This is a genomic window from Aromatoleum petrolei (assembly GCF_017894385.1).
In the GTDB taxonomy this organism is placed as follows: domain Bacteria; phylum Pseudomonadota; class Gammaproteobacteria; order Burkholderiales; family Rhodocyclaceae; genus Aromatoleum; species Aromatoleum petrolei.
On the sequence record NZ_CP059560.1, the window covers coordinates 3829952 to 3850000 of the forward strand.

The 20049-nt window shown below is 63.3% G+C and carries 20 protein-coding genes (1 of these 20 running past the window's edge); 14 read left to right on the forward strand and 6 right to left on the reverse strand.

The features are described 5' to 3' along the window. The first annotated feature begins 276 nt into the window (after nucleotides 1-276). On the forward strand, nucleotides 277-921 hold the full coding sequence (locus ToN1_RS17410; protein WP_169208206.1) for a bactofilin family protein: 645 nt from the start codon (nucleotides 277-279) through the stop codon (nucleotides 919-921). 62 nt (nucleotides 922-983) lie between these two features. Here ToN1_RS17410 and ToN1_RS17415 read toward each other — a convergent pair whose 3' ends face one another. From ToN1_RS17415 to ToN1_RS17425, 3 genes are read right to left on the reverse strand one after another with little or no spacing between them, the layout of a single operon-like run. After that, nucleotides 984-1349, reverse strand: a complete 366-nt coding sequence (locus tag ToN1_RS17415) for a PilZ domain-containing protein (protein ID WP_169208205.1) — start codon at nucleotides 1347-1349, stop codon at nucleotides 984-986. 33 nt (nucleotides 1350-1382) lie between these two features. Then, complete coding sequence (locus ToN1_RS17420; protein WP_169208215.1) at nucleotides 1383-2027, reverse strand: lytic transglycosylase domain-containing protein; 645 nt, start codon at nucleotides 2025-2027, stop codon at nucleotides 1383-1385. Between the two features lie 20 nt (nucleotides 2028-2047). Continuing rightward, on the reverse strand, nucleotides 2048-3796 hold the full coding sequence (locus ToN1_RS17425) for a proline--tRNA ligase (protein ID WP_169208204.1): 1749 nt from the start codon (nucleotides 3794-3796) through the stop codon (nucleotides 2048-2050). 218 nt (nucleotides 3797-4014) lie between these two features. On the opposite strand from ToN1_RS17425, the gene ToN1_RS17430 reads away from it, so the two are divergent. From ToN1_RS17430 to coq7, 7 genes are all read left to right on the forward strand, one after another. Beyond that, on the forward strand, nucleotides 4015-4545 hold the full coding sequence (locus ToN1_RS17430) for an RNA pyrophosphohydrolase (protein ID WP_076601672.1): 531 nt from the start codon (nucleotides 4015-4017) through the stop codon (nucleotides 4543-4545). Between the two features lie 361 nt (nucleotides 4546-4906). Further along, the gene (locus ToN1_RS17435; RefSeq protein WP_244860815.1) at nucleotides 4907-5386 is read left to right on the forward strand and encodes a CBS domain-containing protein; all 480 of its coding nucleotides are present in this window, start codon (nucleotides 4907-4909) and stop codon (nucleotides 5384-5386) included. 143 nt (nucleotides 5387-5529) lie between these two features. After that, complete coding sequence (locus tag ToN1_RS17440) at nucleotides 5530-5949, forward strand: rubrerythrin family protein (RefSeq protein ID WP_169208202.1); 420 nt, start codon at nucleotides 5530-5532, stop codon at nucleotides 5947-5949. A 97-nt stretch (nucleotides 5950-6046) separates the two neighbouring features. Then, a complete protein-coding gene (locus ToN1_RS17445) occupies nucleotides 6047-7387 on the forward strand; it encodes a heterodisulfide reductase-related iron-sulfur binding cluster (protein WP_169208201.1) in 1341 nt (446 codons plus the stop codon). A gap of 12 nt (nucleotides 7388-7399) precedes the next feature. Next, the gene (locus ToN1_RS17450) at nucleotides 7400-7987 is read left to right on the forward strand and encodes a DUF3501 family protein (protein ID WP_169208200.1); all 588 of its coding nucleotides are present in this window, start codon (nucleotides 7400-7402) and stop codon (nucleotides 7985-7987) included. Beyond that, a complete protein-coding gene (locus ToN1_RS17455; protein WP_169208199.1) occupies nucleotides 7984-8508 on the forward strand; it encodes a CNP1-like family protein in 525 nt (174 codons plus the stop codon). The genes ToN1_RS17450 and ToN1_RS17455 overlap by 4 nt, the downstream gene beginning before the upstream one ends. A gap of 23 nt (nucleotides 8509-8531) precedes the next feature. Continuing rightward, entirely contained in the window at nucleotides 8532-9149 is a 618-nt protein-coding gene (gene coq7 / locus ToN1_RS17460) for a 2-polyprenyl-3-methyl-6-methoxy-1,4-benzoquinone monooxygenase (protein WP_169208198.1), read from the forward strand. A gap of 61 nt (nucleotides 9150-9210) precedes the next feature. On the opposite strand, the gene ToN1_RS17465 is transcribed toward coq7, so the two are convergent. Continuing rightward, nucleotides 9211-9630 (reverse strand): OsmC family protein, encoded by a 420-nt coding sequence (locus tag ToN1_RS17465; RefSeq protein WP_169208197.1) that lies wholly within the window; start codon nucleotides 9628-9630, stop codon nucleotides 9211-9213. A gap of 529 nt (nucleotides 9631-10159) precedes the next feature. Continuing rightward, nucleotides 10160-11608 carry a tryptophanase gene (locus ToN1_RS17470; RefSeq protein WP_169208196.1) on the reverse strand — a complete coding sequence of 483 codons (1449 nt, stop codon included), beginning with the start codon at nucleotides 11606-11608 and terminating at the stop codon, nucleotides 10160-10162. 247 nt (nucleotides 11609-11855) lie between these two features. On the opposite strand from ToN1_RS17470, the gene rplM reads away from it, so the two are divergent. The 4 genes from rplM (at nucleotide 11856) to erpA (ending at nucleotide 14294) form a co-directional block, all read left to right on the forward strand. Beyond that, nucleotides 11856-12284, forward strand: coding sequence for a 50S ribosomal protein L13 (gene rplM / locus ToN1_RS17475; RefSeq protein ID WP_076601387.1), 429 nt, complete (start codon nucleotides 11856-11858; stop codon nucleotides 12282-12284). A gap of 13 nt (nucleotides 12285-12297) precedes the next feature. Further along, nucleotides 12298-12690, forward strand: a complete 393-nt coding sequence (gene rpsI, locus ToN1_RS17480; RefSeq protein ID WP_169128440.1) for a 30S ribosomal protein S9 — start codon at nucleotides 12298-12300, stop codon at nucleotides 12688-12690. Nucleotides 12691-12823: 133 nt separating this feature from the next. Continuing rightward, nucleotides 12824-13852 carry an N-acetyl-gamma-glutamyl-phosphate reductase gene (gene argC, locus ToN1_RS17485; RefSeq protein WP_169208195.1) on the forward strand — a complete coding sequence of 343 codons (1029 nt, stop codon included), beginning with the start codon at nucleotides 12824-12826 and terminating at the stop codon, nucleotides 13850-13852. 91 nt (nucleotides 13853-13943) lie between these two features. Then, a complete protein-coding gene (gene erpA / locus ToN1_RS17490; protein ID WP_169208194.1) occupies nucleotides 13944-14294 on the forward strand; it encodes an iron-sulfur cluster insertion protein ErpA in 351 nt (116 codons plus the stop codon). A gap of 70 nt (nucleotides 14295-14364) precedes the next feature. On the opposite strand, the gene ToN1_RS17495 is transcribed toward erpA, so the two are convergent. Further along, nucleotides 14365-15687 carry a M23 family metallopeptidase gene (locus tag ToN1_RS17495; protein ID WP_169208193.1) on the reverse strand — a complete coding sequence of 441 codons (1323 nt, stop codon included), beginning with the start codon at nucleotides 15685-15687 and terminating at the stop codon, nucleotides 14365-14367. Between the two features lie 70 nt (nucleotides 15688-15757). Here ToN1_RS17495 and tyrS point away from each other — a divergent pair, with 70 nt between their 5' ends. Beyond that, nucleotides 15758-16957 (forward strand): tyrosine--tRNA ligase, encoded by a 1200-nt coding sequence (gene tyrS, locus ToN1_RS17500; protein WP_169208192.1) that lies wholly within the window; start codon nucleotides 15758-15760, stop codon nucleotides 16955-16957. A gap of 189 nt (nucleotides 16958-17146) precedes the next feature. Beyond that, nucleotides 17147-20049: the 5' portion of a bifunctional diguanylate cyclase/phosphodiesterase gene (locus ToN1_RS17505; RefSeq protein ID WP_211162248.1), read on the forward strand. It continues 85 nt past the right edge of the window; only the first 2903 of its 2988 coding nucleotides appear in the window; its start codon is at nucleotides 17147-17149; its stop codon lies off the right edge, out of view.

Genomic DNA, 20049 nt, shown 5'->3' on the forward strand with positions numbered 1-20049 from the left:
CGTCGTAAGCAAGTGCAAGGCAGTGTTTCCGGACGATTTCCGTGTCGCCTCCAGGAGACATCGCAAAAATCAACAAAAACAGATGGATGGCGATTTATGCCGCAGATACTGTCGCCGCCAGGCGACAGAATCGGCATCTGTTCCCCGCGAGATTCCGTCGCCGGGGAATAAATTCATTAAATTCATGATCTTGGATTCATGGCACGGCAGCTGCTTAGGCGGCCCACGGGGGCGATGATCGTCGGCCCGGAAACGTTATGGATTCAAGGAGAGACCATGTTCAACAAACCCGCCCTGTTCCCCAAGGTTCCAGACACCCCGGCTTCGCGCAGCAACGGCACCATGCGGTCGCCGTCGGGCACTCTGACCTCGGGGCCGGCGTCCACCGGTGCAAGCCTGTCGCGTAGCTCGACCGAACTGCCGGCCTCGTCCAGCGACTCCTCTCCGGCCGCTGAAGGCACGGCGCCGGCCTCGAGCGGCCTTGCCGCCGCAGCGATCGACGACACCACCCAGGACACCGGCAGCCGCCTCATCGTCGGGCCGGACGTCAAGCTGAAGGGCGCCGAGATTCTCGACTGCGATACCTTGGTGGTCGAAGGTCGGGTCGAAGCGACGATGGACAGTCGCGTGATTCGCATTGCCGAAAACGGCTCGTTCGCCGGCACCGTCGGCATCGATGTCGCCGAAGTGCGCGGCCGTTTCGAAGGCGAGCTGACCGCCCGCAGCCAGCTGATCATCCACTCGACCGGCCGGGTCAGTGGCAAGATCCGCTACGGCAAGATCCTGATCGAGGAAGGTGGCGAGATCTCGGGCGACGTCCAGTCGCTGGCCACTGCGAAGGACGCCAAGGATGGCGGGCGCGACTCCGTGCGTGCGGTCGGGCGCGACGAGCCCAGCGTGAAGGTCGCAGTCGGCGCCTGACGCTCCCTGCGTTCAGGAAAGCGGCAGCCGCCCTCCGACGAGGACGGTTGCCCGCAATTCATTCAGCTGTCGTCGTCTTCGTCTTCGAAGCCGACCGTGAAGCGCGACAGCATCGATTTCAACGCTGCCTCGTTTTCCGGGCGGTCGAGCTCGAACAGGCGGAAACCCGTGCTGCAGAACTCGGGATTGGTGTCGAAGCCCGACCACATCGCCTTGGCCGGCAACACCACGCTGCGCGCCTTGCCGTGATCGTCGGGCAGGTCGATGCGCAGGCGGTACAACTGGCCTGTCAGCAGCTGGCTCGGACCATACACGAGCAGGCCGCCCTTGCTGATGTCGCCGATGCGCCCGATGAATTTCCCCGTCTCCGCGTCGTACACGCGAAACGAAATCGAGATCGATCGGCGGCGAAACAGTCGGTGTTCCATGTCGTCGGTTCCCGCGTCTGAAGATTGGACGGCTCAGTTCGCCTGGCCGCGAGCCTCAGTCACCGCGAGCGTCAGCGGCTGATAGCTCCAGTGACGTTCCCATGCCGCACGTACCATGTTCGGGTACTCGGGCCGACCAAGGCTGCCGTTGTAGCGCCCGAGCGCCCGGTACAGGTCACCCTTCTCGATGTCGAGGTAGTGGCGCAGGATCGTGCAGCCGTAGCGCAGGTTCGTGCGCAGGTGAAACAGATTGTCCTCGGCTCCGCCGATCAGCTTTACCCAGAACGGCATCACCTGCATGTAGCCGCGCGCCCCGGAGCTCGACACCGCGTACTTGCGGAAACCGCTCTCGACCTGGATCAGGCCGAGCACGAGCTGCGGGTCGAGCCCCGCTCGGGTCGCCTCGTAATGCACCGAAGTCAGCAGATCCTCCCGATAGCTGCGATCCGGGATGCGTTTCTCCAGGCGCTGCGACATCTCGCCCAGCCAGCGCGCGCGCTCGCCCGCATCCGCGATCATCAGTTCCGGCGCTCCCGCGTCGCTCACCGCAGCGTGCAGCGCCGCCCGCACGCTCGCCGCCATCGGCTCGTACAGCTGGTTGCCGGCCGATGCGGCGCCGCTGACGGCGAGTGTGGCCGTCAGGGCAGCGCGCAGCAGCAGTCGGAACATGCCTGTCATGCGTCCGTTATAGCCGAAAGTCATTCGCCCCGCAGCTTCGCGGCAACGAAACCCGCCAGATCACCGATCGCCACCTTGGTCGCTTCGGCGTCGCGCCGGCCCTGGTACTCGGCCATGCCTTCCTTCAGACCACGCTCGCCGATCACCACGCGATGCGGCACGCCGATCAGCTCCCAGTCGGCGAACATCACGCCGGGACGCTCGTCGCGATCGTCGAGGATCGCATCCACGCCCGCAGCGAGCAGCCCTTCGTAGAGCTTGAGCGCCTCGCTGCGCACCGCCTCGGACTTGCCCCAGCCGACCGGGCACACCACGATGCGGAAAGGCGCGAGCGCGTCGGGCCAGATGATGCCGCGCGCGTCGTTGTTCTGCTCGATCGCTGCACCCATGATGCGTGTCACGCCGATGCCGTAACAGCCCATCTCGAAGTGCTTGGGCTTGCCGTCCTCGTCGAGGAAGGTCGCGTTCATCGACTTCGAATACTTCGTGCCGAGGTAGAACACGTGGCCCACCTCGATGCCACGCTGGATCGCGAGGCGTCCCTTGCCGTCCGGGCTCGGGTCGCCCTCGATCACGTTGCGCAGGTCGGCGACGAGGTCCGGTTCGGGCAGGTCGCGGCCCCAGTTGGCCCCGGTGTAGTGGTAGTCCTCGTCGTTGGCGCCGCAGATGAAGTCGGACATGTTCGCCACCGTGCGGTCGGCGACGACCTTGACCGCCTTCTTCATGCCGATTGGTCCGAGGTAGCCGGGCTTGCAGCCGAAATGGTCGTGGATCTCGGCCTCGGTCGCGAAGCGGAAGCCCGCCTTCAGGCCCTCAACCTTGCTTGCCTTAACCTCGTTCAGCGCGTGGTCGCCGCGCACCAGCAACAGCCACACCGTGACGCCGGCCGGCTTGCCCTTCTCATCGACGTCGTCGGTCGCGAGCACGAGCGACTTCACGGTCGTCGCGAGTGGCAGGCCGAGGAGCTTCGCGACGTCGGCGCAGGTCGCGGCGCCCGGGGTCGGAGTCTTCTCCAGCCCGTGCATCGGCGCCGCGCGCGACGCCAGCAGCGGCAGCGCCTCGGCCAACTCAATGTTCGCGGCGTAGTCCGAATCCGGGCAGTACACGATCGCATCCTCGCCGGTGTCGGCGATCACTTGGAACTCGTGCGAACGGTCGCCGCCGATGGCGCCCGTGTCGGCTGCCACCGCGCGGTAGGTGAGGCCCAGGCGGTCGAAGATGCGGCAGTAGGCCGCGTACATCGCGTCGTAGCTGCGCCCCGCGGCCTCCACGTTGCGGTCGAAGGAGTAGGCGTCCTTCATCGTGAATTCGCGCCCGCGCATCACGCCGAAGCGCGGACGGCGTTCGTCGCGGAACTTGGTCTGGATCTGGTAGAAATTCTTCGGCAGCTGGCGGTAGCTCTTCAGCTCCTGGCGCGCGATGTCGGTCACCACCTCTTCGGAGGTCGGCTGCAGTGCGAAGTCGCGCTCGTGGCGATCCTTGAAGCGCAGCATCTCCTCGCCCATCTTCTCCCAGCGGCCGGTCTCGGCCCACAGCTCGGATGGCTGAACCATCGGCATCGTCAGCTCCAGGGCGCCGGCGCGGTTCATCTCCTCGCGGACGATCTCCTCGACCTTGCGGATCACGCGCAGGCCGATCGGCAGGTAGCTGTAGATGCCGGCGGCAACCTTGCGGATAAAGCCCGCCCGCAGCATCAGCTTCTGGCTGACGACCTCGGCGTCGGCGGGGGCTTCCTTGAGGGTGGAGATGAAATACTGGCTGGCACGCATTCTGGGGTCCGCGGTAGTCGGTTGGGCAAACCACAGATTTTAGCCGGTCGCGTGCGCCTCGGGTATGCGCCGTGCAGCCGAGCCGCGGTTCGCGCAAATTTCGTCGCTCGTGCGGCAAAAAGCCCTGTCGATACGGGAACATGCCATGGGTCGTGCCTTTCCAACGCAGGGTAAGTGTGAAAAAATTGCTGCAACTCTCATGAATTGAAGGTTTGATCATGCTCGACCGTGAAGGCTATCGCCCGAACGTCGGCATCGTTCTGGTCAACGCGCGCAACGAGGTGTTCTGGGGTAAACGGATTCGCGAACATTCCTGGCAGTTCCCGCAAGGCGGCATCAAGCACGGGGAATCTCCCGAGCAGGCGATGTTCCGGGAGCTCTTCGAAGAAGTGGGTCTGCGCCCCGAGCATGTGAAGATTCTTGGCCGCACGCGCGGCTGGTTGAGGTATGACGTTCCGAAGCACTGGATAAAGAGGGAATGGCGCAACACCTACCGCGGGCAGAAACAGATCTGGTTTCTCCTGCGACTGGTCGGCCGTGATTCCGACGTCTGCCTGCGAGCCAGCAATCATCCGGAGTTCGATGCCTGGCGCTGGAGTGAGTATTGGGTGCCGCTGGAAGCTGTCATAGAGTTCAAGCGGCAGGTGTACCAGCAGGCACTGCTGGAGTTGGCGAAAAACCTGTTCCGGGTCCGTCCCGGAGAGCTGCCTGAGGCCTACCGGGCCGCCGCGGAAGCGCGCGAGCCCTGAGTGCGAGACTGACGCCGTCGCGTTGCCACCGGAACTTCCGGAGGTGGCGCGGCGGCGTTTTTTTGTGTTCTCCCTCCAGCTGCTGAACCGTTGAACGGGCGACAGGTCGAATTGCTTGTGCCGGCTTCCGACCGGCCGCGGCGCGCACCGACGGCGCCGTTCGCGGGGCGCGCTCGACTTCTGTCGAGCAATGTCTGCAAGACGCGCAAGCGCCCCTCCACGCCATCGTCTGCACTGGGAGGTGCTCATGAACCGGGAATTCGAACCGCTACCACAAGCCCGGCTGGCGGGCTTGCACTGCGAAGTCGCCAGAACGGATGAAAGTCGCAAGGTTTCCGCGTCGTCTCCCGCAGTCGAGGTGATGACCGATTTCACTCGCGTGCCTGCTGCGACCATTTCGGGCGAAACCCTGCTCGACGACGCCAATCGCGCCATGCTGCTGCGTGGCGTCCGGCTCCTCCTCGTGAGCGATGCGCGCCACCTCGTGCGCGGCGTTATCACCGTCGCCGACCTGCTTGGCGAGCGCCCCGTCCACACCGCACGTGAACGCGGCGTGCCACTCGGCGAACTGACGGTGGACAACGTGATGACTCCGCTGGAAAAGACCGAGGCCGTCGAACTCGGCGAGATCATGCGTGCCGATGTCGGCCACATCGTCTCCACGCTGCGCCGTTCAGGCCGTCAGCATTTGCTGGTGTTGGAGCGCGAGGAGGGCGGTCGCGGCCTCATCCGCGGAATCTTCTCGGCATCGCAGATCGCGCGGCAACTCGGCGAACCGCAACCGATGATCACCGAGATCGCGCGCACCTTCGCAGAGATCGAAGCGGCCATTGCGGCTTGAGCGGTGGAGACATTCCCATAGCCGGACGCCATCGAAAACATAGTTCCATTCAATTTTCGCATGGCGCCGGCGGGTTCTAGGCTTCAAGCATCCCCGGCACCAGGCCGGGGCGGATCTTCGATCCACCGAACGAGGAGACGACCATGGAACTGAAGGGATCCAGGACCGAAACGAACCTGAAGGCCGCATTTGCGGGCGAATCGCAGGCCAACCGCCGTTACCTGTACTTCGCGGCAAAGGCCGACGTTGAAGGCCAGAATGACGTCGCCGCGGTGTTCCGCTCGACGGCAGAAGGCGAAACCGGGCACGCGCACGGCCACCTCGAATATCTCGAAGCGAGCGGCGACCCGGCCACCGGCCTGCCGATCGGCGCCACTCGCGCCAACCTCGCCGCTGCCATCGCGGGCGAAACGCACGAGTACACCGACATGTACCCCGGCATGTCGAAAGCTGCGCGCGAGGAAGGCTTCGACGAGATCGCCGACTGGTTCGAGACGCTCGCCAAGGCCGAGCGCTCGCACGCGAACCGCTTCCAGAAGGCGTTGGACGCGCTGCAGGACTGAGTCCTGCGCCGTATCCGCTCACGGGCGGCCATTCCGGTCGCCCTGACCCTTTCCTGAAGGCCGCGCGGCCCGCGGGTTGCGCGGCAAGGGAGGTCGCATGTCCAGGCGGGAAGGCAGTCTCGAGGCTCCGACACGTCACCCCGTTGCGTGGCAGGAGGCGGAGTACTACGACGAGGCCAAGCTAGGCGACGAACTCGGCCGGGTTTTCGACATCTGCCACGGCTGCCGGCGCTGCGTGAACCTGTGCAACGCATTCCCGACCCTCTTCGACCTCATCGATGAGGGCAGTACCGGCGAACTCGATGGCGTGGACAAGAAAGACTACGTCAATGTCGTCGACCAATGCTACCTGTGCGACCTGTGTTTCATGACGAAATGCCCGTACGTCCCGCCGCATCCGTGGAACGTCGATTTTCCGCATCTGATGCTGCGCGCCAAGGCGGTCAAGTTCCGCAAGGGCGAAGTGCGCCTGCGCGATAAGGTGCTCACCAGCACCGACGCGCTCGGCAAGCTCGCCGCCATCCCGGTCGTCGCTCAGACCGTGAACGCCGCCAACCGCAACGGCGCCGCGCGTGCAGTGCTGCAGTCGGTGCTCGGCGTGGACAAGCGGCGGGAACTCCCGCCTTATGCCCCGACCCGCTTCCGCCGCGCGGCCGACGTCCGTGCAGAGTGGCCGGTGCGCGACGGCGAACGCACACCGGGCAAGGTTGCGATCTTCTCGACCTGCTACATCAACTACAACGAGCCCGGCATCGGCCACGACCTCGTCGCCGTGCTCGCGCACAACGAGATCCCCGCCGTCCTCGTCCGACAGGAAGCCTGCTGCGGCATGCCCAAGCTCGAACTCGGCGACCTCGAGGGCGTGCGACGCCTGAAGGACGTCAACATCCCGCAACTTGCGGCGCTCGCGCGCGATGGCCACGCGATCCTCGCCGCCGTGCCGTCGTGTGCACTGATGTTCAAGCAGGAGCTGCCGCTGCTCTTCCCGGACGACGCAGATATCATCGCCGTCGCGGAGGCGATGTTCGATCCCTTCGAGTACTTCATGCTCCGCCACCGCGACGGCCTGCTGAAAACCGACTTCAAGCAGCCGCTCGGCAAGGTGTCCTATCACATCCCCTGCCACAGCCGCGTGCAGAACATCGGACAGAAGACGCGCGAGACCCTGCAACTCGTCCCGGGCACCGAGGTCACCACCGTCGAGCGCTGCGCCGGTCACGACGGCACCTGGGGGGTCAAGGAAGAGTACTTCGAGCAGTCCATGAAGATCGGTCGCCCGGTGTTCCGCCAGATGGCGCAGGGTGCGCCGGATTTCATCAGTTCCGACTGCCCCATCGCCGCCCGCCACATCCGGCAGGGCATCCGCGACGGCGGCACCGAACTCGAGGCGGAGAAAGCCCACCCCCTGACCCTGCTGCGCAGGGCTTACGGACTGTGAGGAACCGACCTCATGAACGTTATCTCCCGCGAAAGTCTCCTCAGCCTCGAAGCCTACGCTCGCCAGCGCGCCGACTTCCGCAGCCGCGTCATTGAGCACAAAAAGGCGCGCACCCTGCATCTTGGCGAGCACATCACGCTGATCTTCGAGGACGAACTCACGATCCGCTACCAGATCCAGGAAATGCTGCGCATCGAGCGCACCTTCGAGGAAGCGGGAATCCGCGACGAACTCGACGCCTACAACCCGCTCGTTCCCGACGGCAGCAACTGGAAGGCGACGATGATGATCGAGTTTCCCGCCGAGGATCTGCGGCGACAGTGGCTCGCCCGCCTGATCGGGGTCGAACGTCGTGTCTGGGTGCGCGTCGGAGATGGCGAACCGATCTTCGCGATTGCGGATGAGGACCTGGAACGCGACAATGGCGAAAAGACGTCCGCGGTGCACTTCCTCCGCTTCGAACTGCCGCCCGCGCAGATCCGCGCCCTGCATGCAGGCGCCGCGCTCGCGGTCGGCGTCGATCACCCCGCCCTGACGGCGGTCGTGGAGCCCGTACCCGACGCGATCCGGCAATCCTTGTGTGGAGACCTGCGAGCTTGACGCTGCTGCATCCCATCGTCCGCGGGGGCCTCCTGGCTCTCGTTTGTTTTTCGGCCCCGGCAGTCGCCGGGCTACTTACCGACCCCGATCCCGAGTGGAAGGAGGGCGAGCACACGCTGCCGACGCCGCCGCGCGAAGCCGCCCTGCGCGAGTTTTTTGTCAGCAGTGCGTCGCCCAACCACTTCTACATCGATGAGGACAGCATCGTCGTCGCGGAAGACGGCGTCGTCCGCTACACGCTGGTGATCCGCACCTCGGGCGGCGCAACGAACGTCACCCACGAAGGCATCCGGTGCGCGACCGGCAGCTGGCGCCTGTATGCCACCGGCCGTGCCGGTGGCCAATGGACCGCGGCGCGCGACGAGGAATGGAAACCGATCGTCGACAACGCCTACAACCGCCCGCGTTCGGCGCTGTCCGAAGACCACATCTGCGACGGCCCGGTGCCGCCGCGCGATCGCGACGAAGTCCTGAAGCGGCTGCGCGGCGAAGCCAGCACCTTCATGAAATCGGGAAAATAAGACTGCCGACCGAGGAAACCCCCATGGATCAGCTCATCGTCGAATTCGACAAGGCCCTGCGCACCTTGTTCGCCCCCGCGCGCTCGGTGCGCCCCGTCCCCGGTGGCGACATCCCGGATACCGTGCTCAGCGACGCCCAGCGCGAACACATCGCCGGTCTCATGCGCGTCAATCACTGCGGCGAGATCTGCGCCCAGGCCCTCTACCAGGGGCAGTCCATCATGTCGCGTGATCCCGGCGTGAAACGCGAAATCGAGCAGGCGTCCAATGAGGAAACCGAACACCTCGCCTGGACCGAACAGCGCATCGCGGAACTCGGCGGGCGCAAGAGCCTGCTGAACCCCCTCTGGTACGGCGGGTCGCTTGCCTTGGGAATGCTGGCGGGGCGTCTCGGCGACCGCTGGAACCTCGGGTTCCTCGCTGAAACCGAGCGCCAGGTGGAGGCGCACCTGCGCGGGCATCTCGACCAGCTGCCGGCCGAGGATCAGAAAACGCGTGAAATCATCGAGCAGATGAAAGTGGACGAGGCCCGCCACGCCGACACCGCCGTCGGTCTCGGAGCGCAAGAGTTGCCTGCGCCGGTGAAGGCCGCGATGAAGTTCGTGGCGCGCGTGATGACCACCACCGCCTATCGGGTCTGATCGGCACGCGGGGGCAGAAGGGGGCGGCCGCCCCCGCCCGGGCATGTCGGCCGCCGCTGCCTTATGCCACGTCCACGATCGTCACTTCGTGGACCATCTCGGCCGTCTTCGCCAGCATGATCGACGCGGAGCAGTATTTCTCCGCCGACAGGTGCACCGCCCGCTCCACCACCTCGCGCTTCAGCCCCTTGCCACTCACGGTGAAGTGGAAGGTGATGCGCGTAAACACCTTGGGATCGGTTTCGGCCCGTTCCGCCACCAACTTCACCTCGCAGTTGCGCACGTCGTGACGGCCGCGCTGCAGAATCAGCACCACGTCGAAGGCCGTGCACCCGCCTGCGCCTGCCAGCATCATCTCCATCGGCCGCGGCGCGAGGTTGCGACCGCCCGCTTCAGGGGCTCCGTCCATTGCGACGACGTGACCCGTGCCGGTTTCGGCAAGAAAGGTCATCCCGTCGACCCATTTGATCGTGCATTCCATCTTTGACTCCGTTGTCGGCTGGATAGGGGTCGCCATCGGTCGACCGGATGGCGATTCTACCGGAACGCCGGGCGCGTCCGTCGGCTCCGTCATGCGGACATGCTGCAATGCGGCATAACAACGTGGATGACGCTTCGGTGATGACTGGTGACAATCCTGCGATACCCGGAAACGGTTAGCTAAATTGATATGCGTCAATAAGTTGTGAATTTATAAGCAACGCTTATCTTTCGATTAAAACATTTATCGTGCGGCGCACAAAAAAATCTTGCCACGCCAAGCTCGCTTGCGGATAATTGACCTCAGTCGGATCAATTGAGCTTCGTGATCCAAACCGGTGTCTCCTCCACCCTCCTCCTTTGGTGTGGATTTAACGCAGTCCCGCAGGGGCTGCGTTTTTTTTGGTGCGGCCGGAATCGGGCCCCATCCCGCATGAGAGTGGTTCTGCCGCTTGCGGACGGATTCGCCGGATTCGGGTTCCCGTGGCGGCTCCTCTCCCCGAGGGAAGGAGCCGCCACGCGTCAAAGGCTCAGAGGCTGTTGCCCAGATCGGCGCGGAACTTCGCGACCAGCTTCTCCTGCCAGTCCGATACCGGCTTCAGGCGACCATAGAAGAAGCGCAGGATTTCGGGTTCCTCCGTGAACGCCAGGCCGCCGATGAGCCGGCGGTTGGCGTACAGCCACTCCAGGCGGTCAATTGCGTATTTGACCTGCGACAGAGTGAAGACCCGGCGGGGCATTGCCAGACGAACGAGTTCCATGTTTGCGAAGATCTCGCGTCCGTCGGGTTCACGCTGCTCCGATAGCGTCCCGCGCTCCATCCCACGAATGCCGCCGGCAATATAGAGCGCGGAAGCAAGCGCGCCGGCCGGGTACTCGGCCTGGGGGATGTGGTCCACGAACTTCATTGCGTTGACGTGGCACCCAAGTCCGCCTGCCGGCGTGATCACGGGAATATCGCGCTTCTGCAATTCGTCGACCATGTAGGCGATGAACTGCGGCCCCTGGTTGATCACCTCTTCGTCCATCGTCTCCTCGAGTCCGACGGTGAGTGCCTCCATTTCGCGCACCGACATGCCGCCGTAGGTGAGGAAGCCTTCATACAGCGGCACCAGCCCTCGCATCCGGCGATAAAGTTCCTCGCTGCGGATGCAGATGCCGCCACCGCGGGCGCACCCGAGCTTGCGCGCCGAGAAGTAAATGATGTCGCACTGGTCGGCGATCCGGCGCGTGATCTCGCGGATACCGAGCGCCCTGCAATCGGCTTCGCGTTGCTTGATGAAGTGCAGGTTGTCCGCCAGCAGGCTCGCATCCAGCACCAGCAACAGGCCGTGCTCGTCGCAGATCTTCCGGATGTCGACAAGGTTCTGCAGCGAGAACGGCTGCCCGCCGATCAGGTTGGTGCCCGCTTCCATGCGCACGAAGGCGATCTTGTCCGCGCCGTGCAGTCCGATCACGTCGCGCAGCTTGCCCGTGTCCATATTGCCCTTGAACGGATGCACGCTGACGACCTCGAGTCCCGTGTCGGCGACCAGTTCTTCCACCGTGCCGCCGTTGAGCGTGATGTGCGCCTTGGTGGTGGTGAAGTGATAGTTCATCGGCACCACGGATCCCTTCGACACCAGCACCTGCGACAGGATGTTCTCGCATGCGCGGCCCTGGTGGGCGGGAAGGAAGTAGGGCGTGCCGAAGATCTCCTGCAGCTTGCTCTCCAGCCGTGTGTATGTGGCGCTTCCCGCATAGCTGTCATCGGCCACGAGCATCGCTGCCTGCTGCTGGTCGCTCATCGCATTCACGCCGCTGTCGGTGAGCATGTCCATGAATACATCCGAGTTGCGCAGCAGGAACGTGTTGTTCCCGGCTTCCGTGATCGCCGCCAATCGGCGCTCGACCGGAGGCAGCGCCAGCTTCTGAACGATCCGGACCTTGTGCATTTCCAGCGGGATGCTCTCTCCGCCAAAGAACTTCACTTCCGCCATACCCTTATTCCTCCACGTTCTCTCGTCAAAAGTGCACTATTATTCATGCGAGATCCGGTGCGGCTTTGACCTGACACAAATGTCGGCGAGTTTGTCCGTGTCGATGGCGGCCCTGGTCTTCCTGTATCATCGCCGTCCTGACGAGCATCACACATCCTGATTTGACTTTCAGGGGTGCTTCCTATTACCATCACGAGCTTTCCGTTTATTGGCCTCTGCCCCAGGCCGGACAAGATCGAGGATTCGAATGAAAACGTTTTCTGCCAAGCCGCACGAAGTCAAGCGCGACTGGTTTGTTGTCGACGCTGCGGACAAGGTGCTTGGCCGGGTCGCCGCCGAGGTAGCCCGCCGTCTGCGTGGCAAGCACAAACCCATTTACACGCCGCACGTCGACACCGGCGACTTCATCGTCGTGGTCAATGTCGAGAAGCTGCGTGTCACCGGTAACAAGGCGCAAGACAAGAAGTACTACCGCCACACCGGTTTCCCGGGCGGAATCTACGAAACCAACTTCACCAAGCTGCAGCAGCGCTTCCCGGAACGCGTGCTCGAAAAGGCGGTGAAGGGCATGCTGCCGAAGGGGCCGCTGGGTTACGCCATGCTGAAGAAGCTGAAGTGCTATGCGGGTGCCGAGCATCCGCACGCCGCTCAGCAGCCCAAAGTTCTCGAGATCTGACAGGAGCCGATCAATGGCTGTGACTTACAACTACGGCACTGGCCGCCGCAAGACCGCGGTTGCCCGTGTTTTTATCAAGCCGGGCTCCGGCAACATCGTCGTCAACGGCAAGCCGCTGGACGAGTTCTTCTCGCGTGAAACCGGCCGCATGATCGTGCGCCAGCCCCTCACACTGACCGAGAACGAAAACCGTTTCGACATCATGGTGAACGTGACCGGTGGTGGCGAGTCGGGTCAGGCGGGTGCCGTTCGTCACGGCATCACCCGTGCGCTGATCGAGTACGACGCTGAGCTGAAGTCGGTGCTGCGCAAGGCTGGTTTCGTGACCCGCGACGCGCGCGAAGTCGAACGGAAGAAGGTCGGTTTCCGCAAGGCCCGTCGCCGCAAGCAGTTCTCCAAGCGCTGATACCTTTCCCGGTATCCGCAGGAGCAAGAAGCCGCCCGTTGGGCGGCTTTTTGCTTTTATGCCCGCAAAACCCGCGGGCCAGGAATGAGATAATAAAAAACTGCATCGGGGATTGCCCCGCCAAGGAGAAAGCATGATCAAGGTAGGTGTCGTCGGCGGTACGGGTTACACGGGTGTCGAACTGCTCAGGTTGCTTGCGCGTCACCCCGGTGTTCAATTGCAGGCGATCACCTCGCGTGGCGACGCCGGCATGGCAGTGTCCGAGATGTTTCCGAGTCTGCGCGGACGCGTAGACCTGCGCTTCGTCACGCCAGCCGACGCCGAACTCGATCGCTGCGACGCGGTGTTCTTCGCCACGCCCAACGGCATTGCCATGCAGCAGGCGCGGGAACTGGTCGACAAGGGCGTTCGCGTCATCGACCTCGCGGCCGACTTCCGTATCCGCGACGTTGCGGAATGGCAGAAGTGGTACGGCATGCCCCACGCCGCGCCCGAGCTCGTGGCCGAAGCCGTGTACGGTTTGCCTGAGCGCAATCGCGAGCAGATCCGTTCCGCGCGCGTGCTCGCCAACCCGGGCTGCTACCCGACGGCCGTGCAGCTCGGCTTCCTGCCCCTCATCGAGGCCGGTGTGGCAGATCTTTCGCATCTGGTGGCCGACGCGAAGTCGGGGGCCTCGGGTGCCGGGCGCAAGGCCGAGGTGCATACGCTGTTTGCTGAGGCCGCCGATACCTTCAAGGCGTACGGTGTGCCTGGGCATCGCCATCTTCCCGAGATCCGTCAGGGCCTGGTCGGCATGGCGGGGAAGGATGTCGGCCTGACCTTCGTGCCGCATCTCACGCCGATGATCCGCGGCATTCATGCCACCCTTTATGTCCGACTCACGCAGGAAGTGGACGTGCAAGGCCTGTTCGAATCCCGCTATCGCGGCGAGCCCTTCGTCGACGTGATGCCCGCAGGCAGCCATCCCGAAACCCGCTCAGTGCGCGCAAGCAACATGTGCCGCATCGCCGTCCATCGCCCACAGGGCGGTGACGTCGTCGTCGTCCTGTCGGTCATTGACAATCTCGTCAAGGGCGCGGCCGGCCAGGCGGTGCAGAACATGAACATCATGTTCGGTCTGGACGAGACTTTGGGTCTCGATATCGTTCCAGTCAGTCCCTGATGGAACCAATCGGGGTGATAGCCACTCTCATTTTGACGAAACGCGTCGGGTGACGCATTATTTGAAAGTGCACACCCCTTCAGGAGATAACATGAGTACTGCAGTCGAAACGCCCGAACTGCTCGTCTTTACAGACAGCGCCGCGGGCAAGGTCAAGGAACTGATCGAGGAAGAGGGCAACCCCGAGCTCAAGCTGCGTGTCTTCGTCAGCGGTGGCGGGTGCTCCGGCTTCCAGTACGGCTTCACGTTCGACGAGGAAGTGAACGAGGACGATACGGCGTTCGAGAAGAACGGCGTCACGCTCCTGGTCGACTCGATGAGCTACCAGTATCTGGTTGGCGCAGAGATCGACTATACGGAAGGGCTCGAAGGATCGCAGTTTGTGATCCGCAATCCGAACGCCACGAGCACCTGCGGCTGCGGTTCGTCCTTCTCCGCCTGACGCGCGCGTTACGCAGCAAAAGAAACGGGAGGCCTCGGCCTCCCGTTTCTTTGGACCCCCTCCGCGCCGCTCAGTCCGCGCGCGCCACTGGTGGTCGATCGAGTAGCGCCAGACGCTCGAGCATCGGCGCGGTCTCGCGACGGAAGTTTGCCAGGGCGGAGCCTCCGAGCGGCTGGGTCGTCGGCAGTGCGATTTTCATCGGATCGCGCGCCACTCCGTTTACGCGGATTTCGAAATGCAGGTGTGCGCCGGTCGACCATCCGGTCGATCCGACGTAACCGATCACGTCCCCCTGGCGAACGCGCTGTCCCTTGCGCAGGCCCTTCGCGAAACCGTTGAGGTGTGCATAGGCGCTCTCGTAGCCGTCGCGGTGCTGGATCACCACGATGTTCCCGTAGCCACCCTGGCCGCTGGCGAACTCGACGATGCCGTTCGATGCAGCCTTCACCGGCGTTCCCGTTGGCGCAGAGAAGTCCGTGCCCTTGTGCGCCTTCCAGCGTTTGTGGATCGGGTGCATGCGCCCGCCGAAATTGGACGAAATGCGCGAAAACTCAAGAGGGTAGCGCAGGAATGCCTGGCTAAGACCACGCCCGTCGGGAGTGAAGTAGGTATCGGCACCGTCCTCGTCTTGGTGGAGCACGACCGTGTGGCGTTTGCCGTCGTTGACGAATTCGGCAGCGAGAATGCGGCCCGCTCCTGCCGGCATGCCCCGATCGTGCATGGATTCGTACACCACGCTGAAGCGGTCGCCGCGACGCAAGTCACTGCTGAAGTCGATCTCGGTGCCGAAGATCTCCGCCAGTTTCGTCGCTACGCTGTCCGGGATGCCCGCTGCGTCGGTTGCCCCGAACAGCGTCTGGTGGATCATTCCCGAGCGCATCTCGATGTTCGTGGCGAGCGTCGCAGGATTGTTCGTGCGCGACTCCAGCCCGGCGGTCGTCCGCTCCACGGTATAACGCTCATCGCCACCGGCAATCGGCAGGCTCAGCAAGGCGATCCTTCCGTCTGCGTGGACGGTCGCGAGAACCGACCGACCGGCCCGCAGCTGTCTCTGGGCCTGCAACCCTGCCGGCTGGTTCAGATGGTCAATGATTTCCTGATCGTTCGCGCCGATACGGCGGAGGATCGCCTGTATCGTGTCCCCGGGCCGGATGCGTTCGTCGAACACGAATGGAAGGTCAGGGAAGTCGGAGGGCTGGGAAACGATCGGCCCGAGACGCTCCACGACCGATTCGGTGACGATGGATGTTTCGGGCTGCCCTGGAGGGACAGCCGTGGCGGCGACAACGCCCAGCAGCGACGTGCCGATCAGTGCGCCGGCTGCCCACCGCTTGCCTCCGGAGGGGAGGAGACCGTTCAGTTCGGCTAGAATCGTGACTTTTCGTGCCTGCATGGGATTTTCGGACAAAAAACTTCCGCGAGTTTAGCAAAGTTTCTTGTCGCCCCGTTGAATGGAGAGTTGCATGACTGATGTACAGGGAGCCCTCGAACTGATCAAGCGGGGTGCCGACGAGTTGCTGATAGAGGCCGAGTTGGTCGAAAAGCTCAAGTCCGGCCGTCCGCTCAGGGTGAAGGCGGGTTTCGATCCCACCGCGCCCGATCTGCACCTCGGCCATACGGTCCTCATCAACAAGCTGCGACACTTCCAGGATCTGGGACATCAGGTGATGTTCCTGATTGGGGACTTCACCGGCATGATCGGCGATCCGTCGGGCAAGAACGCCACCCGTCCGCCGCTGTCGCGCGAGCAGATCATGGAGAACGCGCGCACGTATCAGGATCAGGTATTCAAGATCCTCGATCCGGAGAGGACCGAGATCTGCTTCAACTCCGCATGGATGGAGTCCCTCGGCTCGGCCGGGATGATCCGGCTCGCGTCGCGCAGCACCGTCGCACGCATGCTCGAGCGCGACGACTTCGCCAAGCGCTACGCTGCCACCCAGCCGATTTCCATTCATGAGTTCCTGTATCCCCTTTGTCAGGGCTACGACTCGGTTGCGATGAGATCGGACATCGAACTCGGCGGCACGGACCAGAAGTTCAATCTGCTGATGGGGCGCGAACTGCAGAAGCATGAGGGTCAGGTACCTCAGTGCGTCCTGATGATGCCGCTCCTCGAAGGGCTGGACGGCGTAAACAAGATGTCCAAGTCGCTGGGCAACTACATAGGCATCGCCGAAGGTCCGCGCGAGATTTTCGGCAAGCTGATGTCAATCTCGGACGACCTCATGTGGCGGTACTACGAGCTCCTGTCCTTCCGTTCGACGAGCGAAATTGCCGCATTGCGCAAAGATGCCGAGACGGGGCGCAATCCGCGCGACATCAAGGTCATGCTGGCGATGGAGTTGGTTGCCCGCTTCCACGACGCAGGGGCGGCTGAAGATGCCCGTGCCGAATTCGAAGCACGCTTCCAGCGTGGGGTGCTTCCCGAGGATATGCCCGAGGTGAATGTCGTGGCAGGAGCAGGCGGAATGCCCGTTTTCCAGGTGATCAGGCAGGCTGGCCTGACCGGAACGACGTCGGAGGCGATGCGCATGATCGAGCAAGGTGCCGTGCGCCTCGATGGAGAGCGAGTCGAGGACAAGGGCCTCCTGCTGCGAGGCGGGACGAGCGTGGTGCTGCAGGTCGGCAAGCGCAAGTTCGCGACCGTGCATCTGGGGTGAGTTAAGTTGTATTTCTTCGACGTGCACTGTCGGCTTGGTCGCGCATTCGCAAATGTCATGTGTAAAATGATGTAAATATGTGCCGAGCTGATCGGCGACGCTCGATCCTTGCCCGGTTCGTAGCTCGCGCACCAGCGGCTTCCGGTGCGCGCTGCGTTGCGCCACTTCTTGAAGGCAGGTTTCGCGACCATGAAGGTCCGGTCATTGTTCGGTATCGGCGCCAACGTGCGCCCCGGTTCCCTGGGCGCAATCGTTTTTGTGCTTGCCCTCGGGGGGGCGGGGCTCTTTGTGGCCGAGTCCGAGCGCGAGAGCCTGCGCATCCGGCGTGCCGAAGTCGCTGATCAGAGCGGCGACAAGGGGCACGAGATTGAAAGCGCGGTTCGCCACGGTCTCACCGCAACCTATGCCCTGGCCGCGCTTGTCCGTCAGGGCAAGGGTGTGGTCCCCGATTTCGATGCCGTCGGCACGGAGATGCTGCGCTATTACCCCGGCGCGGATTCCCTGCAGCTCGCTCCCGGCGGAGTCATCAGGCAAGTCGTCCCGCTAGCCGAGAATGCGCGTGCGATAGGGCATGATCTGCTCGCAGATCCTGCTCGCAACAAGGAAGCGTTCCGTGCCCGCGATACCGGCGAGCTTACCCTTGCCGGGCCTTTCGAGCTGATGCAAGGCGGTATCGGTGCGGTCGGCCGCCTTCCGGTGTTCCTCGACGACGAGAACGGCCGGCCGCGATTCTGGGGATTTACGACGGTCCTGATCCGGTTTCCACAGGTTCTTGCCAAGGTCCAGTTGCCGCAACTCGTCAAGCGCGGACTCCACTACCAGCTTTGGCGCGTGCATCCCGACACCGGGCTCAAGCAGGTCATAGCGGGGTCTACGGACGACTCGCTCATCGACCCGGTGGACCGTGCCGTCATGATGCCCAATGGCACGTGGACGCTCAGTGTGGCGCCGGTCGATGGCTGGACACACAAATCGGCGCTTGCACTGAAGCTGCTCCTCGGGTTCGTGTTCAGCGCACTGCTGGGGTGGCTTGCGAAGCAGATGGGGGAGCTGAGGCGTCACCGGCACTTGCTGCAGACCTTGGTAGACGAGCGCACCGCTGCCCTCGCCGCTCGCGAATCAAAGCTCGCCGCCCTGATCGGCTCGCTGCCCGATCAATTGTTCGTGCTCGACGAGCCGGGGCGGATCGTCGAAGTGCATTCCCCAGATCCGGCGCTTCTTCCGCTTCCGCCGAGCAAGTTGCCGGGCAGGACTTACGGTGACCTCTTTCCTGCACCGGTGGCCCGCGTCGTTGGTGACGCAATCGCGGCCATACGAAAGGATGGGCAACGACACGAATTCGAATACGCGCTGGAACTTCCCGGCGGGCCCCGGCAGTTCAGTGCGTCGATGAGCCAGCTCTCGCGCAGCGACGGTGCGCCGGCCGGGTTCATTGCGCTCGTGCGGGACGTGTCCGATCGCAAGCTCGCTGAGGAGAAGATGCGCGAGGCAATGGTGGTCTTCGATGCATCCAGCCAGGGAATCATGACGGCGGATGCGGCGGGCGTGATTACCTCGGTCAATCCCGCCTTCTGTTCCATTACCGGCTACTCGGCCGATGAGGTCATCGGGCATACGCCGGCGATGTTCAAGTCCGGACGGCATGATGCCGGTTTCTACAAGAACATGTGGACCACCCTGGAAACGACAGGGCGCTGGGAGGGCGAGGTCTGGAACAGGCGAAAGGCTGGCGACGTCTACCCTCAGTGGCTGACGATCTCCGTCGTGCGCGACGAGTCAGGCAGGCTGATCAAGTATGTGTCGATCTTCAGTGACATGACGCGGCGCAAGCAGCGCGAAGAGGTCATCTGGCGACAGGCAAACTTCGACGCCCTGACCGGCCTAGCCAACCGCAACCTGTTGAATGACCGACTCGATCGCGCCCTCGCGCACAGTCGCCGCACGGGCAAGAAAGCAGGCCTGATCTTTCTCGATCTCGACGGCTTCAAATGGATCAACGACACCTTGGGGCACGATGTCGGTGACGAGATGCTCATCGAGGTCGCCGCAAGGCTCAAGCATTGTGTCCGTCAGCAGGATACCGTCGCGCGCCTTGGCGGGGACGAATTCACCCTTGTGGTCGATGATATAGATGGGGTGGAAGACTTGCAGACCATTGGCGACAAGGTTTTGCGGATCATTCGCGAACCCTTTCAGCTTGCCGGTGCGAACCGTTACGTTTCGGGTAGCCTCGGTATGACGGTGTTTCCCGACGATGGCGATACCGTGCAGACGCTGCTGCGCAATGCCGATATTGCGATGTACCAGTCCAAGCAACTGGGCAAGAACCGCTGCCAGTTCTATTCGTCGGACATGCAGGAGACCGCTCGCCGGCGAGTTCAGCTGGAGGCGGAGCTTCGTGTGGCGATCGAGCGTCGGGAATTCGTCCTTTACTACCAGCCCATCATCGATGCAGGCAGCGGTCACGTGACCGGAGCCGAGGCGCTCGTGCGGTGGCAGCATCCATTGCGGGGCCGGGTCAGTCCGGATGAATTCATCGCCATCGCCGAAGATACCGGGATGATCGTCCCGATCGGCGCATGGGTGCTGGATGAAGCCCTGCGTCAGGCGAACGAATGGCTCGCGCAGGGCTTGCCGGAGCTTCGGCTTGCCGTCAACGTCTCCGGCGTGCAGTTCCGTGAGCAGGGTTTGCTCGAACTCATCGCGCAGGCCGCACGGAAGCCCGGATTCGAGCGCATCCAACTGGTCCTTGAGATCACCGAGTCCGTGCTCATGCAAAGCAGTGACGCCACCGAAGCCCTCATGCGCGAGATTGGCAAGCTCGGCATCAACTATTCTCTCGATGATTTTGGAACCGGCTACTCGTCGCTTTCGTACCTGAAACGATTTCCTGTCGATCACGTGAAAATTGATCGCAGCTTCGTGAGCGACTGCCTCGACGACGTCAACGACGCTCTCTTGGTTGAAGCGATCATCAACATGGCGCACAGCCTGGGGCTCAATGTAACCGCGGAGGGCGTTGAAACGGAATCGCAGCGCGAATTCCTCAGCGCGCGGCGGTGCGACTTCCTTCAGGGGTACCTGATCAGCCC

What these genes read in the sequence shown, in the direction of transcription:
- ToN1_RS17445 (WP_169208201.1), top strand. Translation starts at nt 6,047, where the DNA reads ATGTCCAGGCGGGAAGGCAGTCTCGAGGCTCCGACACGTCACCCCGTT.
- ToN1_RS17495 (WP_169208193.1), bottom strand. Translation starts at nt 15,687, where the DNA reads ATGCAGGCACGAAAAGTCACGATTCTAGCCGAACTGAACGGTCTCCTC.
- coq7 (WP_169208198.1), top strand. Translation starts at nt 8,532, where the DNA reads ATGGATCAGCTCATCGTCGAATTCGACAAGGCCCTGCGCACCTTGTTC.
- ToN1_RS17415 (WP_169208205.1), bottom strand. Translation starts at nt 1,349, where the DNA reads ATGGAACACCGACTGTTTCGCCGCCGATCGATCTCGATTTCGTTTCGC.
- erpA (WP_169208194.1), top strand. Translation starts at nt 13,944, where the DNA reads ATGAGTACTGCAGTCGAAACGCCCGAACTGCTCGTCTTTACAGACAGC.
- ToN1_RS17465 (WP_169208197.1), bottom strand. Translation starts at nt 9,630, where the DNA reads ATGGAATGCACGATCAAATGGGTCGACGGGATGACCTTTCTTGCCGAA.
- ToN1_RS17440 (WP_169208202.1), top strand. Translation starts at nt 5,530, where the DNA reads ATGGAACTGAAGGGATCCAGGACCGAAACGAACCTGAAGGCCGCATTT.
- ToN1_RS17420 (WP_169208215.1), bottom strand. Translation starts at nt 2,027, where the DNA reads ATGACAGGCATGTTCCGACTGCTGCTGCGCGCTGCCCTGACGGCCACA.
- rplM (WP_076601387.1), top strand. Translation starts at nt 11,856, where the DNA reads ATGAAAACGTTTTCTGCCAAGCCGCACGAAGTCAAGCGCGACTGGTTT.
- ToN1_RS17450 (WP_169208200.1), top strand. Translation starts at nt 7,400, where the DNA reads ATGAACGTTATCTCCCGCGAAAGTCTCCTCAGCCTCGAAGCCTACGCT.
- argC (WP_169208195.1), top strand. Translation starts at nt 12,824, where the DNA reads ATGATCAAGGTAGGTGTCGTCGGCGGTACGGGTTACACGGGTGTCGAA.
- ToN1_RS17425 (WP_169208204.1), bottom strand. Translation starts at nt 3,796, where the DNA reads ATGCGTGCCAGCCAGTATTTCATCTCCACCCTCAAGGAAGCCCCCGCC.
- tyrS (WP_169208192.1), top strand. Translation starts at nt 15,758, where the DNA reads ATGACTGATGTACAGGGAGCCCTCGAACTGATCAAGCGGGGTGCCGAC.
- ToN1_RS17430 (WP_076601672.1), top strand. Translation starts at nt 4,015, where the DNA reads ATGCTCGACCGTGAAGGCTATCGCCCGAACGTCGGCATCGTTCTGGTC.
- ToN1_RS17470 (WP_169208196.1), bottom strand. Translation starts at nt 11,608, where the DNA reads ATGGCGGAAGTGAAGTTCTTTGGCGGAGAGAGCATCCCGCTGGAAATG.
- rpsI (WP_169128440.1), top strand. Translation starts at nt 12,298, where the DNA reads ATGGCTGTGACTTACAACTACGGCACTGGCCGCCGCAAGACCGCGGTT.
- ToN1_RS17435 (WP_244860815.1), top strand. Translation starts at nt 4,907, where the DNA reads ATGACCGATTTCACTCGCGTGCCTGCTGCGACCATTTCGGGCGAAACC.
- ToN1_RS17410 (WP_169208206.1), top strand. Translation starts at nt 277, where the DNA reads ATGTTCAACAAACCCGCCCTGTTCCCCAAGGTTCCAGACACCCCGGCT.